Origin of the sequence: Kribbella sandramycini (genome assembly GCF_013131805.1) — a bacterium.
In the GTDB taxonomy this organism is placed as follows: Bacteria; Actinomycetota; Actinomycetes; order Propionibacteriales; family Kribbellaceae; genus Kribbella; species Kribbella sandramycini.
The window spans coordinates 244,753-257,690 of sequence record NZ_JABJRC010000009.1; the positions used below are offsets into that span (position 1 = coordinate 244,753).

10 protein-coding genes are annotated in these 12,938 nt (G+C 69.7%); 9 read left to right on the top strand and 1 reads right to left on the bottom strand.

The genetic code is table 11. The annotated features are described in order from the left end of the window. Positions 1-141 precede the first annotated feature (141 nt). From HPO96_RS31210 to HPO96_RS31245, 8 genes are read left to right on the top strand one after another with little or no spacing between them, the layout of a single operon-like run. Positions 142-1,506 carry an MFS transporter gene (locus HPO96_RS31210; protein ID WP_171677973.1) on the top strand — a complete coding sequence of 455 codons (1,365 nt, stop codon included), beginning with the start codon at positions 142-144 and terminating at the stop codon, positions 1,504-1,506. Continuing rightward, complete coding sequence (locus HPO96_RS31215; RefSeq protein WP_171677974.1) at positions 1,503-3,599, top strand: molybdopterin-dependent oxidoreductase; 2,097 nt, start codon at positions 1,503-1,505, stop codon at positions 3,597-3,599. The genes HPO96_RS31210 and HPO96_RS31215 overlap by 4 nt, the downstream gene beginning before the upstream one ends. Further along, a complete protein-coding gene (gene nirB, locus HPO96_RS31220; protein ID WP_171677975.1) occupies positions 3,596-7,459 on the top strand; it encodes a nitrite reductase large subunit NirB in 3,864 nt (1,287 codons plus the stop codon). Before HPO96_RS31215 ends, nirB begins: the two co-directional genes overlap by 4 nt. Then, positions 7,456-7,809 carry a nitrite reductase small subunit NirD gene (gene nirD, locus HPO96_RS31225; RefSeq protein WP_171677976.1) on the top strand — a complete coding sequence of 118 codons (354 nt, stop codon included), beginning with the start codon at positions 7,456-7,458 and terminating at the stop codon, positions 7,807-7,809. Before nirB ends, nirD begins: the two co-directional genes overlap by 4 nt. Next, positions 7,793-8,926 carry a uroporphyrinogen-III synthase gene (locus tag HPO96_RS31230; protein WP_171677977.1) on the top strand — a complete coding sequence of 378 codons (1,134 nt, stop codon included), beginning with the start codon at positions 7,793-7,795 and terminating at the stop codon, positions 8,924-8,926. Before nirD ends, HPO96_RS31230 begins: the two co-directional genes overlap by 17 nt. After that, positions 8,923-9,609, top strand: coding sequence for a sirohydrochlorin chelatase (locus HPO96_RS31235; protein ID WP_171677978.1), 687 nt, complete (start codon positions 8,923-8,925; stop codon positions 9,607-9,609). The genes HPO96_RS31230 and HPO96_RS31235 overlap by 4 nt, the downstream gene beginning before the upstream one ends. A 47-nt stretch (positions 9,610-9,656) precedes the next feature. Next, positions 9,657-10,259, top strand: coding sequence for an RNA polymerase sigma factor (locus HPO96_RS31240; protein ID WP_171677979.1), 603 nt, complete (start codon positions 9,657-9,659; stop codon positions 10,257-10,259). Then, on the top strand, positions 10,252-11,277 hold the full coding sequence (locus tag HPO96_RS31245) for a CU044_5270 family protein (protein WP_171677980.1): 1,026 nt from the start codon (positions 10,252-10,254) through the stop codon (positions 11,275-11,277). Before HPO96_RS31240 ends, HPO96_RS31245 begins: the two co-directional genes overlap by 8 nt. Positions 11,278-11,314: 37 nt before the next feature. Here the strand turns inward: HPO96_RS31245 and HPO96_RS31250 are convergent, their stop codons facing one another. After that, positions 11,315-11,719, bottom strand: coding sequence for a MerR family transcriptional regulator (locus HPO96_RS31250; protein WP_171677981.1), 405 nt, complete (start codon positions 11,717-11,719; stop codon positions 11,315-11,317). A gap of 54 nt (positions 11,720-11,773) precedes the next feature. Here HPO96_RS31250 and HPO96_RS31255 point away from each other — a divergent pair, with 54 nt between their 5' ends. After that, positions 11,774-12,937, top strand: a complete 1,164-nt coding sequence (locus HPO96_RS31255; RefSeq protein ID WP_171677982.1) for an acyl-CoA dehydrogenase family protein — start codon at positions 11,774-11,776, stop codon at positions 12,935-12,937. The last annotated feature ends 1 nt before the right edge of the window (position 12,938 follow it).

Below are 12,938 nucleotides of genomic sequence, written 5' to 3' on the forward strand. Positions count from 1 at the left end.
ACAGTACCCACTTCCTCTCACTACCCGGCGAGCGGTGTGCGTTAGCCGTTTCGGCGGCGTAACAACGAGATGACCACGTGGAAACACCCCGGTCATAGCGTCCTGGCCTAATCAGTGAGGTCGGACGAACGGAGACGCACGATGACGCTCGAGGCAGGACCGGAGGTCGTCGCTCCCAGCGAGCGGGCCGGGACGGTGGGCACGGTCGAGGCGCCGCGGCGGGGCCGCTGGATCGACGTCTGGGATCCGGAGGACGCGACGTTCTGGGCCGCCAAGGGCCGGGCGGTGGCCCGGCGGAACCTGTGGCCGTCGATCTTCGCCGAGTTCCTCGGCTTCTCGGTCTGGCAGCTGTGGAGCATCGTGGTGGTCTCGATGCCGCGAGCCGGGTTCACCTACAGCACGGACCAGCTGTTCTGGCTGGTCGCGCTGCCGAGCCTGGTCGGTGCGACGCTGCGGCTGCCGTACACGTTCGCCGTCCCGCGGTTCGGCGGCCGGAACTGGACGATCGTCTCGGCAATGTTGCTGCTGATCCCGACCGGCGGCCTGGCCTTCTTCATCAGCCGGCCGGAGACGCCGTTCTGGATCATGGCGCTGGTCGCGGCCACCGCGGGTGTGGGCGGCGGCAACTTCGCCAGCAGCATGACCAACATCTCGTTCTTCTACCCGGAGAAGGAGAAGGGGTTCGCGCTCGGCATCAACGCCGCCGGCGGGAACCTCGGCGTCGCCGTCGTCCAGCTCCTGGTGCCGGTCGCGATCGTCGCGGGCGCCGGGCTGACGCTGAACCGCGCGGGTCTGCTCTGGCTGCCGCTGATCCTGCTGGCCGCCGTCCTGGCCTGGCGGGTGATGGCGAACCTGTCGGTCGCGACGTCGTCGTTCCGGACGTCGATCATGGCCGCGAAACGGCCGCACACCTGGATCATCTCGTTCCTCTACATCGGCACCTTCGGCTCGTTCATCGGCTTCTCGGCGGCGTTCCCGCTGCTGATCAAGACGACGTTCCCGTCGATCACGATCGGGATCGCGTTCCTCGGCGCGCTGGTCGGCTCGGTGGCGCGGCCGTTCGGCGGCAAGCTGGCCGACCTCGTCGGCGGCGCCCGGGTGACGGTCTACGCGTTCGTCGTAATGGGGCTGGGGATCCTGGCCGCGATCTTCGCGCTGCAGGCGGGCAGCTTCGCCGGGTTCCTGATCAGCTTCCTGTTCTTGTTCGTCGCGAGCGGCGCGGCGAACGGATCGACGTACCGGATGATCCCCGCGGTCTTCCGGCTGACCACGCCGGGCGACCCGGGCCGGGCCCGGCGCGAGGCGGCCGCGTGTATCGGGATCGCGTCGGCGGTCGGCGCGTACGGCGGATTCCTGGTCCCGCGCGGGTTCGCAATGTCGACAAGTAACTTCGGCTCGCTGATCCCGGCGCTGTACGTCTTCTGCGGCTTCTACGTCGTCTGCCTGGCCGTCACGTACTTCTGCTATCTGCGCAAGGGCAGCCCGCTCAGCCAGGAGCGCGTGTGACCGCAGTCCCGACACACTGCCCGTACTGCGCGCTGCAGTGTGCGACCACCCTGCACCCGGTCGACCGGCCGGGTGCAGTGGAGGTGCGGCCGCGCGAGTTCCCCACCAACCGGGGCGGGCTGTGCCGGAAGGGCTGGACGGCGCCGGAGGTGCTCACGGTGCCGGACCGGCTCACACAGCCGCTGGTGCGCAACGCTGCGGGTGAGCTGGTCGCCACCACCTGGGACTACGCGCTGGACTTCGTTGCGGACCGCATCACGGCCCTGCAGCGTGCACACGGACACGACACCATCGCCGTCTTCGGTGGTGGCGGTCTGACCAACGAGAAGGCTTATGCGCTGGGCAAGTTCGCCCGAGTGGCGTTACGCACGGCGAACGTCGACTACAACGGCCGCTTCTGCATGTCGTCGGCCGCAGCAGCGACGAACCGGGCCTTTGGTATCGACCGCGGGCTCCCGTTCCCGCTGACAGATGTGGCCGGTGCGGACGCCGTACTGCTGGTCGGCAGCAACATCGCCGAGACGATGCCGCCGGCGGTTGCGCATCTGGAGAAGGCGCAGTTGTTGGTGGTTGACCCGCGCCGGTCGGCCACTGCCGCGCTGGAAGGCGCACTGCACCTGCAGGCGACGCCGGGGACCGATCTGGCGCTGGTGCTCGCGCTGACGCACGTCGTACTGCAGGAAGGGCTTGCTGACACGGCTTACCTTGCGGAACGGGTGGACGACGCTGATGCGTTGTACCGCTCGACTGCGGCGTGGTGGCCGGAGCGGGGCGAGCGGGTGACCGGCGTACCGGCTGCGACGATTCGGCGGGCTGCTCGGGTGCTGGCGGCTGCCGCTCCGGTGCATGGGGGTGCTGGGGCCTTCGTGCTGACCGGTCGGGGTGCTGAGCAGCACAGCAAGGGCACGGACACAGTGACCGCATGTATCAACCTGGCTCTGGCGTTGGGTTTGCCGGGGCGCGTCGGCAGCGGCTACGGCTGTATCACTGGGCAGGGGAACGGACAGGGCGGGCGCGAACACGGCCAGAAGGCCGATCAGCTGCCTGGCTACCGCAGCATCGCCGACCCGGCTGCTCGGGCGCATGTAGCGGGGGTGTGGGGTGTTGATCCGTCCGAGCTACCTGGGCCGGGGCGGAGTGCGGTGGAGCTGATCAACGCGCTCGGTACCAGCGACGGCCCGCGGGCGCTGCTGGTACATGGCAGCAACCTGTTGGTGTCGGCGCCGAACCTCGCGTCGGTGCGGGAACGCCTTGCTGCGTTGGATTTGCTGGTGGTAGCCGATGTGGTGCCTTCTGAGACCGCACTGTTGGCGGATGTGGTTTTCCCGGTCACTCAGTGGGCTGAGGAGGACGGCACGATGACCTCCCTGGAGGGCCGCGTGCTGCGCCGCCGGGCCGCTGTGACACCCCCTGGTGAGGTGCGCAGCGACCTGGCGGTGTTTGCGGGGCTGGCTGATCGGCTCGGGGTGGCTGGCTTCTCGACCGACCCGGCCGAGGTGTTCACCGAGCTGCGGTTGGCGAGCGCCGGCGGGAAGGCGGACTACTCCGGTATCACCTGGGAGCGCCTCGACGAGGAGGCGCTCTTCTGGCCGGTGCCGCACGAGAGCCACCCCGGTACGCCGCGGCTGTTCGCCGACCGATTCGGTACGCCGGACGGTCGGGCGCACGTCGTACCGGTCGACCACCGGCCGGTTGCGGACGATCTGCATGCTGATGCGCAGATATATCTCGTCACTGGGCGGTTGTTGCAGCACTACCAGAGTGGGGCGCAGACGCGGCGGGTACCGGAGCTGGCCGAGTCGGAGCCAGAGGTGTTCGTCGAGATTCACCCGCGGGTTGCGGCGCAGTTGGGGATCGCGGACGGGCGGCCGGTTCAGCTGCGGACTGCGCGCGGGTCGATGGTGCTACCGGCTCGGGTGACGACCGACGTCCGTCCGGACACCGTCTTCGTGCCCTTCCACTACGGCGGTGCGGGTGCGGTGAACGAGCTGACGAACGACGTACTGGACCCGGTGTCGCGGATGCCGGAGTTCAAGGCCTGTGCGGTCGAGGTGACGGCTGCGGCGCTGCCGGTGGCGGAGGTGTCCGCATGAGCGAGCGCGTGGTGATCATCGGCGGCGGCATGGCCGGGCGGCGGTTGGAGCAGCTGCTGCCGTCGTACGACGTGACCGTGCTGGGGAACGAGGTGTCGTACCACCGGCACCGACTGACCGAGTACGTCGCCGGCCGTGCACCCGCACCCGTGTTGGGAACCGAGCCGGTGACGACAGTGGTCGCAGTCGACCGAGGTCGGCGGGTGGTGACGGACTCTGCCGGTTCGGAGTGGTCGTACGACCACCTGGTCTTCGCAATCGGCGGCGAACCGGTAGTACCCGTCGCTGGGCGAGTGCTGCGCACTGCGGAGGACGCACGCTTGCTCGCCGGGACAGCAGCCCGGCGTGTGGTGGTGCTGGGCGGTGGAGTGCTCGGAGTCGAGACAGCGTGCGCGCTGCGCGGGCGCGGGGTCGCGGTCACGCTGGTACACGACGGCGAGACGCTGTTGAACAAGCAGATGCCGCGTGCAGCTGGGCGGTGGGTCACGCGGGCCTTGCGGCAGCTCGGTATCGAGGTCCTGCTCAACGCGCAGGCCGTCGCGGCACAGGGCACCGTGTTGACTCTTGCGAACGGCCAGCAGATCTTCGGCGAACTTGTCGCGACCTGCGGTGTGCGGCCGCGTGTTGAGTTGGCTGCTGGGCTGACTGTGCGGAGCGGGATTGTGGTCGACCAGACCATGACCAGCCCGGATGACTCGCGTGTGCACGCGATTGGTGACTGTGCCGAGGTCGATGGTCGGGTCAGCGGGACTGTGGCGTCGGCGTGGGCGCATGCGGAGGCCCTCGCCAGTTGGCTGGAGAGCGGGACCCGGACTGAGCTCGCGCCGGAGGTGATTCGGCTGACGGCCGGTGCGCTCGACGTACTGGTGTTGGGCGACCAGGAGGCCGAAGGCGAGGAGGTCCGGCTCGAGGACGGCGATCGGTGGGTTCGGGCTGTTCTGAAGGACGGCGTGGTGCGGGCTGCGGTGGCTGTGGGCGCACCGGAGGTTGCGGCCGAGTTGGTGCTGCTGGCGGACCGTGGGACGCCGGTGGTGGCCGACGGGCTGTTGGCGGACCCCGTCGTACCGCAGCAGAAAGCGGTCACTGTGTGCCGCTGTAACGGAGTGACCAGGGCGGCTCTTGAGGCGGCCTGGCGTGGAGGTGCCGACAGTGTCGCCGGCATCGCCGCCACGACCCGGGCGACGACCGGGTGCGGCAGTTGCACCGGCGCGGTCGGGGAGTTGCTCGACCGGTTCCGCCGCGGCGAGACCGAACCAGTACCGGCCAGGAGGGCGACGATGACAGAGCTGAGCAAGGCCCGGCACGTTGTAGTGGTGGGCGGCGGGATGGTCGCGCACCGACTGGTGGAGGCGCTGCGAGCCCGTGACACCGGTGTGGAGTGGCGCATCACCGTGCTGGCCGAAGAGCCGCGACTTCCGTACGACCGCGTCGCACTGACCAGCTACTTCTCCGGCCGCGACCCACACGACCTGGCCCTCGGCGACCCCGAGCTGTGGAACGACCCAGCCGTCGTACTGCGCAAGGGCACGCAGGTGACGGCGATCGATGTCGACGGGCGCACCGTCACCACCGCGCGCGGGGAGCAGATCGCGTATGACGAACTGGTGCTGGCGACGGGCTCGTCGGCCTTCGTCCCGCCGGTGAAGAACAGCGACGCGCAGGGCTGTTTCGTCTGCCGGACCATCGACGACGTAGCCGCACTGCGGACGTACGTCGAACGACTGCGCGGTGAGCGCGAGCAGGTCACCGGTGTGGTCGTGGGCGGCGGTCTGCTCGGTCTGGAGGCCGCTGGTGCTCTGCGGGCGCTGGGGGCGGCGACGACCGTGGTCGAGTTCGCACCGCGGCTGATGCCACTGCAGGTCGATGAGGGTGGCGGCGCGGCGCTGGCCCGGTTGATTCGCGGCCTGGACGTCGACGTCCGGACCTCGACCCAGACCACCCGGGTCAAGCTGACGTCGCAGGGCGCCGCCCGGGCGATGGCAGTGGCCGACGGCCCGGACCTGCCGGCTGATGTGGTCGTCTTCGCGACCGGCGTCCGTCCGCGCGACGAGCTGGCCCGGGCTGCGGGGCTGACGATCGGCGAGCGCGGCGGCGTCGTCGTCGACGAGGCCTGCCGGACGTCGGCGCCCGGGGTGTGGGCGATCGGCGAGGTGGCCTGTATCGACGGCCGCGTCTGGGGATTGGTTGCTCCTGGCAACACCATGGCCGAGATCGTCGCCGATCGGCTGCTCGGCGGGGCGGCGACCTTCCCCGGGGCGGACACCTCGACCAAACTCAAGCTGCTCGGGGTGGACGTCGCGAGCTTCGGTGACGCGTTCGGTGCGACCGAGGGCGCGCTCGACATCGTCTACGCCGACCCGGTGGCCGGTGTGTACAAGAAGCTGGTGCTGTCCGACGATGCGCGCACGCTGCTCGGCGGCATCCTGGTTGGCGACGCTTCGGCGTACTCAGGGCTGCGCCCGATGGTCGGGCGCGAGCTGGGGGCAGACCCGGCCGGTTTCCTGCTGCCTGAGGGCGCAGCGCCGGTTCAGCTGGAGCTGCCGGACGACGCACCGGTTTGCTCGTGTAACAACGTTGCTGCGGGCGCTATTCGCTGTGCGGTCCGTGACGAGGGCTGCGGTGACGTGAAGTCGGTCTGCGGGCGGACCAAGGCCGGGACGAGCTGCGGGTCCTGTCTGCCGATTGTGAAGACACTGGTGAACGCTGAGCTGCTGAAGGCCGGCGTCGAGGTCAGCAAGGCGCTGTGCGAGCACTTCAGCCAGTCGCGGGCAGAGCTGTTCGATGTGGTGCGGGTGACTGGGCTGCGCACGTTCAGCGAGATCATCGAGCGGCACGGCACTGGGCGCGGCTGCGACATCTGCAAGCCTGTGGTCGGTTCCATCCTGGCCAGCATCGATCCGGCCGGGCATGTCCTCGACCGCGAGCGGGCGCCGCTGCAGGACACCAACGACCACGTGATGGCCAACATGCAGAAGGACGGCACGTACTCCGTCGTCCCGCGAATCCCCGGTGGCGAGATCACTCCGGAGGGACTGATCACGATCGGCGAGGTGGCGCGTGACTTCGGGCTCTACACGAAGATCACCGGCGGTCAGCGGGTCGACCTGTTCGGGGCGCGGATCGAGCAACTGCCGGCCATCTGGAAGCGGCTGGTAGATGCGGGCTTCGAATCGGGTCACGCGTACGGCAAGGCGTTGCGGACGGTGAAGTCGTGTGTCGGCTCCACCTGGTGCCGGTACGGCGTACAGGACTCGGTCGGGATGGCCATTGCGCTGGAGCTGCGCTACCGCGGGCTGCGGTCACCGCACAAGCTGAAGCTCGGGGTGTCCGGCTGCGCGCGGGAGTGCGCCGAGGCACGCGGCAAGGACGTCGGCATCATTGCCACCGAGAACGGCTGGAACCTGTACGTCGGTGGCAACGGCGGTATGACCCCGCGGCACGCGGAGCTACTCGCCTCGGATCTGTCGGATGCCGAACTGACCCAAGCGATCGACCGCTTCCTCATGTACTACGTCCGGACCGGCGACCGGTTGCAGCGGACGTCGGTGTGGATCCGGGAGATCGAAGGCGGACTGGACCACGTGCGGGACGTCGTACTGAACGACAGCCTCGGGATTGCTGCCGACCTGGACGCTGCGATGGCCGAACACGTCGGTGCGTACGTCGATGAGTGGCGGGCCACGCTGGAGGACCCGGAGAAGCTTGCGCGCTTCGTGTCGTTCGTGAATGCACCTGACCAGCCGGACGAGGACCTGCGCTACGTGGTCGAACGCAACCAGCCGCGCCCGGCCACCCCGGCCGAACGCGGACAGCTGGAGCCGGTGCTGCTCGCCGGCCCCCGATTGGAGGTACGTCGATGAGTGTCGTAGCCGTGGGGTCGACGGTGGTGTGCCGGTACGACGTACTGCTGCCGGAGCGCGGGGTGGCGGCGCTGGCCGGTGGTGTGCAGATTGCGCTGTTCCGCACGCACGACGGGGCTGTGTACGCGATCGGCAACCAGGATCCGTTCAGCGGGGCGAACGTGATGTCACGCGGGATCGTCGGGGACCGCGGCGACGTGCCGACGGTGGCGTCGCCGATGTTCAAGCAGGTCTTCGATCTGCGCACCGGGGTGTGTTTGGACGATCCGGCGGTCGCGCTGCCGGTCTATCCGGTCGAGGTCGTCGACGGGATGGTTCGGGTAGGGGAGAACGGTGACAGCGAACAGTAGGCCGGGTCCGCTCAGCGGGTGCACGATCGCGGTGACCGCGCACCGGCGGGCGGACGACCTGATCGCGTCGTTCGAGCGCCGCGGCGCCAAGGTGCTGCATGCGCCGACGCTGCAGATCGTGCCGGTCGCCGACGATCACGCGTTGATCGAGGCGACCCGGCGGGTGATCGCCAACCCGCCGGACGACGTCGTCGTCACCACCGCGGTCGGATTCCGCGGTTGGGTCGAGGCTGCGGACACTGCGGGGCTGGCGGCCGATCTGCTCGGGACGCTGGAGCAGGCGCGGCTGCTGGCGCGCGGTCCGAAGGCGCGGGGTGCGATTCGGGCTGCTGGGCTCGTGGAGCACTGGTCGGCGCGGTCGGAGACGACGGCTGAGGTCGTCGAGTGGCTGCGCGCAGAAGGCGTGCAGGGGCGGAAGATCGTCGTCCAGTTGCACGGACTGTCGGATCCGGGCCTGATGGACGCGCTGCGGAGTGCCGGCGCGTCTGTGCGCGGGCTGGAGGTCTACCGCTGGGGGCCGGCACCGGATGCGGCTGTGGTCGAGCGGGTGATTGGACAGGTCTGCACAGGTGCAGTCGACGCCGTCGTCCACACGTCGGCGCCTGGCGCACAGGCGATGCTCGACGCCGCGGCCCTCACCGGCCAGTACGACGCTCTGATCGCAGCTCTTCGTACTGGTCGCGTCCTGAACGCCTGTGTCGGTCCGGTTACCGCGGCGCCGTTCGTGAATCTTGGCCTCGAACCGCTGGTTCCGGACCGCTACCGGCTCGGCGCGCTCATCCGCATCGTCACCGACCGCCTCACCGACGAGAACGCCCGCTCGATCGAAACCGAGTTCGGCCTGCTCGTGATCCGTGGCGGCGCCGCTGTGCTCGACGGCGTCGTCCTGCCGCTGGGCCCTGGCCCCCGCGCCGTCCTGGCCGCTCTCGTCGCTGCCGGCGGTGACGTGGTCTCGCGTCCCGACCTGCTCGCCGTGCTGCCGGGTGCTGAGGACGTCCACGCCGTCGAAGTCACCGTCAACCGCCTCCGCACGGCCGTTGGTCGCCCCGAGTTGGTCCGCACGGTCGTCCGCCGCGGCTACCGCCTAGCCGCCCAACCAGCCGGAGTCCCCACATGAGTGTTGATTTGGTTGCGGTCGCCCACGGAACCGCCGACCCACGGGGACTGCAGGTCGTACATCAGCTGGTGCGCCAGATGGCTCGGCTGCGGCCTGAGCTCCCGGTCTCACTCGGCTTCGTCGATGTGGTCGGGCCTGCATTGCCAGGACTGGTCAGACGGGTAATGGCTGACACCGAGCACGCCGTACTGGTCCCACTGCTGTTGTCGAGCGGCTACCACGTGCGCGTCGACATCGGCGCGCAGACAGCGCAGTACCCGACCCGCCTGACCGCAGCCCCCGCACTCGGCCCGCATCCGTTGTTGGCCGACGTACTGGCGGATCGGCTCGGCAACCTCTCCCGCACCGACCACGTCGTACTAGCGGCAGCCGGCTCCAGCGACCCGCGCGCACAGGCCGACTGCGAGCGGACCGCAGCCCTCCTGCATGCACGCATCCAGCGCCCGGTCACCGTGGCCTACCTGGCTGGTCGTGGCCGACGGCTACCAGCTGTCCTTGCCACCACACCCGGTCGCTTGGCAGTCGCCAACTACTTGCTTGCCCCCGGCTACTTCTCCGACCGCCTGCACAGCCTGGCCGCGGGCCACCGCGTCAGCGCACCGCTCGGAGCCGACCCGCGCCTCGCCCGGCTGGCGCTCAGCCGCTACGACGCGGCGCTCCGCGGTGTACCCCTGGCGGTCTAGCCTGCAATTGGCGTGAACGTCCCGGGCGCCAGCGGGCAACCAGGGGTATGACATTGACCGAAACGACCGATTCCGTGGCCGCGGAGCCGCCACCGGAGCTGGTGGGGGACCGTCCGCAGCTGGACGGGCCTGCGGTGGCGGAGGAGTTCGCCCGGCTGTTCGACCAGTATGCCGCGCCGATGCACCGGTACCTGGCGCGGCGGGTCGGCACGGAACAGGCCCACGACCTGGTGAGCGAGACCTTCCTGGCGGCGTACCGGCAGCGTGAGACCTACGACCCGGCCCTGGCCGCGGTGAAGGCCTGGCTGTACGGCATCGCCACCAACCTGGCCCGGCGGCACGTCCGGCAGGAGGTGCGTGGTCTGCAGGCCACCGCCCGCGCCGTACGCCGGGAGCCGGACGAGCTGGCCGCGCACGACGGCCGGATCGCCGACCGGGTGGACGCCGAGAACCTGGCTCGCCAGATCGCCCCCGCCATCGCGGACCTGTCCGAGGGTGACCGCGACGTCCTGCTGCTGACCTCCTGGGCCGGTCTGACCACGGTCGAAGTGGCCGACGCGCTCGGTATCCCGGTCGGGACCGTCCGCTCGCGCCTGCACCGGGTCCGCCGCCAACTTCGCACCCTGACCGAGGGGAACCGCCATGCCTGACCTGCACTCCACCGACGACCTCGACCGGGCCCTGTCCGCCCTGAACGACGACGTCCAGACCGACCCCGTACGCCTTGAGCAGACCCGCGCCGCCTTCCTCGGCGCCATCACCCAGGAGCCCCTCATGACGACCGCCACCAAGCCGCACCGCCGCCGTCGCTGGCTGATCGCCACCGCGGCCGCCCTGGCCCTGGTCGCCGGCGGCTCCCTCTACAGCACCACCCTCGCCGGTGGCTCCGCCGTCGCCGACTCCCTGAACGGCGCCGCCGACCACGTCACCTCGGCCTCCGACCCGGTGATTCCGGCCGGCAAGTACAAGAAGCTCACCGGCCGCGCCTGGACCGGCGTCTACTCGGAGATCCGCGGCGGCGGCCTGCAGTGGATGGAGGAGTCGGTGACCGAGGTCTGGATCCCCGCCGACGTCCGCGGCACCTGGTACAAGCGCGAGACCAACACCGGCCGCCACCAGTGGATCGACGGCAACGACGAGCTGGCCCGCAAGAACGGCATCACCTTCAAGCGCTCCTCGACCACCAGCACCGCCAAGTGCGGCGCCTTCTTCGGCGGCGGCCTCTGCGGCGCCAACGGCGGCTGGCAGGACCCGTCCCTCGACTGGCTCAAGGGCCTCCCCAAGGACTCCAAGGCCCTCTACAAGCGCCTCGACAAGGACGCCCCCGGCCGGCTCGAAGGCAACTCCCGCGGCGAGACCCAGCTCCTCGTCTACGCCAACGACGCCCTCCGCTCCGGCGTCGTCCCCGCCGAGACCCGCGCCACCCTCTACCGCGCCCTCGGCAACCTCAAGAACCTCAAGATCGTCGACGGCGCCGTCAACCTCGACGGCCGCGAAGGCGTCGCCTACTCCAGCGACGACGGCTCCCAGCGCGAAGAAGTCATCATCGACCCCAAGACCGGCGACTACATCGGCAACCGCCAGGTAGCCACCGACGGCCCCCGTAAGGGCAAGACCACCGGCTACACCTCCCTGACCACCACCATCGCCCCCGCCCCCTGGAAGTAACCCACCCGGCGCAAGCCCTCCGTGCCCGCTCGGCAGCTCAGCCGCGGCGGGTCCGGAGGGCGTCGAGGTCTGCCTGGCAGCGGGCTTCTACTTCGGCGAGGTCGGTGAGGGTTTGCTCAAGGTCGGCGCGGCGTTGTTCGAGGTCGGCTCGGCGGTGGGCGATCTGGGCGAGGAGGTAGACGAGTTGGCCTTCTTCGCCGGGGGCGGTGTCGTACATGTCGACGATGGTGGCGATTTCGTCGAGGGAGAAGCCGAGGCGTTTGCCGCGCAGGATGAGGGCCAGGCGGACGCGGTCGCGGGGGTGGTAGACGCGGACGGTGCCGCGGCGTTCGGGGGTGAGCAGGCCGCGGTCCTCGTAGAAGCGGATCGTGCGCAGGGTGACGTCGTACTCGGTGGCGAGTTCGGCGATCGTCCAGGTTTCGGCCACCTGGATATTGTGCATGGCACTTACTGTGCTTTACGTTTACGTAAGCGTCAAGCACAGAGGAGTGCGTACATGTTCGAGCTGTCCGAGGAGCACCGCGAGTTCCGGCGCAGTGTGCGCGATTTCGCCGAGGCGGAGATCGCGCCGCATGCGGCCGAGTGGGACCGCAAGCACTACTTCCCGGTGGAGGTCGTGCAGAAGATGGGCAAACTCGGCCTGTTCGGGCTGACCGCGCCGGCCGAGTACGGCGGGTCCGACGGCGACTTCACGAGTCTGTGCGTGGCGATCGAGGAGATCAGCCGGGTCGACCAGTCGATGGGGATCACCCTCGAGGCCGCGGTTGGGCTGGGGATCAACCCGATCCTGACGTACGGGACGGACGAGCAGAAGCAGCGCTGGCTGCCGGAGCTGGTGGCGGGGGAGAAGCTGGCCGGGTTCGGGCTGACCGAGCCGGACGCCGGGTCGGACGCCGGCGCGACCAAGACCCGGGCGACACTCGACGGCGGCGAGTGGGTGATCGACGGCTCGAAGCAGTTCATCACGAACTCCGGCTCGACGATCACCTCGTGTGTGACCGTGACGGCCCGGACCGGGACCCGCGAGAACGGCAAGCCGGAGATCTCCACGATCATCGTCCCGAGCGGTACGCCGGGGTTCGTGGCCGAGGCGGCGTACGACAAGCTCGGGTGGCACGCGAGTGACACGCACCCGCTGGCGCTGACCGGCGTCCGCGTCCCCGAGGCGAACCTGCTCGGTGAGCGGGGCAAGGGGTTCGCGCAGTTCCTCGCGACGCTGGACGACGGCCGGGTCGCGATCGCCGCGGTGGCGCTGGGCTGTATCCGCGCCTGCCTGGAGATGTCGGTCCAGTACGCCGGGGAGCGGCAGACCTTCGGCGGCCCGATCGGCCGCAAGCAGGGCGTCGCGTTCCAGATCGCCGACCTGAAGGTGATGGCGGACGCGGCCGAGATGCTGGTCTACAAGGCGGCCGCGATGAAGGACGCCGGCGCGTCGGTCCAGGACTTCAAGCAGGCCGCGTCGGTCGCCAAGCTGTACGCGACCGAGGCCGCGGTGACCGCGACCCGGATCGCCACCCAGGTCTTCGGCGGCTACGGCTTCATGGAGGAGTACCCGGTGACGCGGTTCTACCGCGACGCCAAGATCCTCGAGATCGGCGAGGGGACGTCGGAGGTTCAGCGGATGCTGATCGCCCGAAGCCTCGGCCTCCCAGTGGAATGAT

Excerpts from the sequence above, each read along its gene's own strand:
- HPO96_RS31210 (WP_171677973.1), top strand. The coding sequence starts at position 142 with ATGACGCTCGAGGCAGGACCGGAGGTCGTCGCTCCCAGCGAGCGGGCC.
- nirB (WP_171677975.1), top strand. The coding sequence starts at position 3,596 with ATGAGCGAGCGCGTGGTGATCATCGGCGGCGGCATGGCCGGGCGGCGG.
- nirD (WP_171677976.1), top strand. The coding sequence starts at position 7,456 with ATGAGTGTCGTAGCCGTGGGGTCGACGGTGGTGTGCCGGTACGACGTA.
- HPO96_RS31235 (WP_171677978.1), top strand. The coding sequence starts at position 8,923 with ATGAGTGTTGATTTGGTTGCGGTCGCCCACGGAACCGCCGACCCACGG.
- HPO96_RS31240 (WP_171677979.1), top strand. The coding sequence starts at position 9,657 with ATGACATTGACCGAAACGACCGATTCCGTGGCCGCGGAGCCGCCACCG.
- HPO96_RS31245 (WP_171677980.1), top strand. The coding sequence starts at position 10,252 with ATGCCTGACCTGCACTCCACCGACGACCTCGACCGGGCCCTGTCCGCC.
- HPO96_RS31250 (WP_171677981.1), bottom strand. The coding sequence starts at position 11,719 with ATGCACAATATCCAGGTGGCCGAAACCTGGACGATCGCCGAACTCGCC.
- HPO96_RS31255 (WP_171677982.1), top strand. The coding sequence starts at position 11,774 with ATGTTCGAGCTGTCCGAGGAGCACCGCGAGTTCCGGCGCAGTGTGCGC.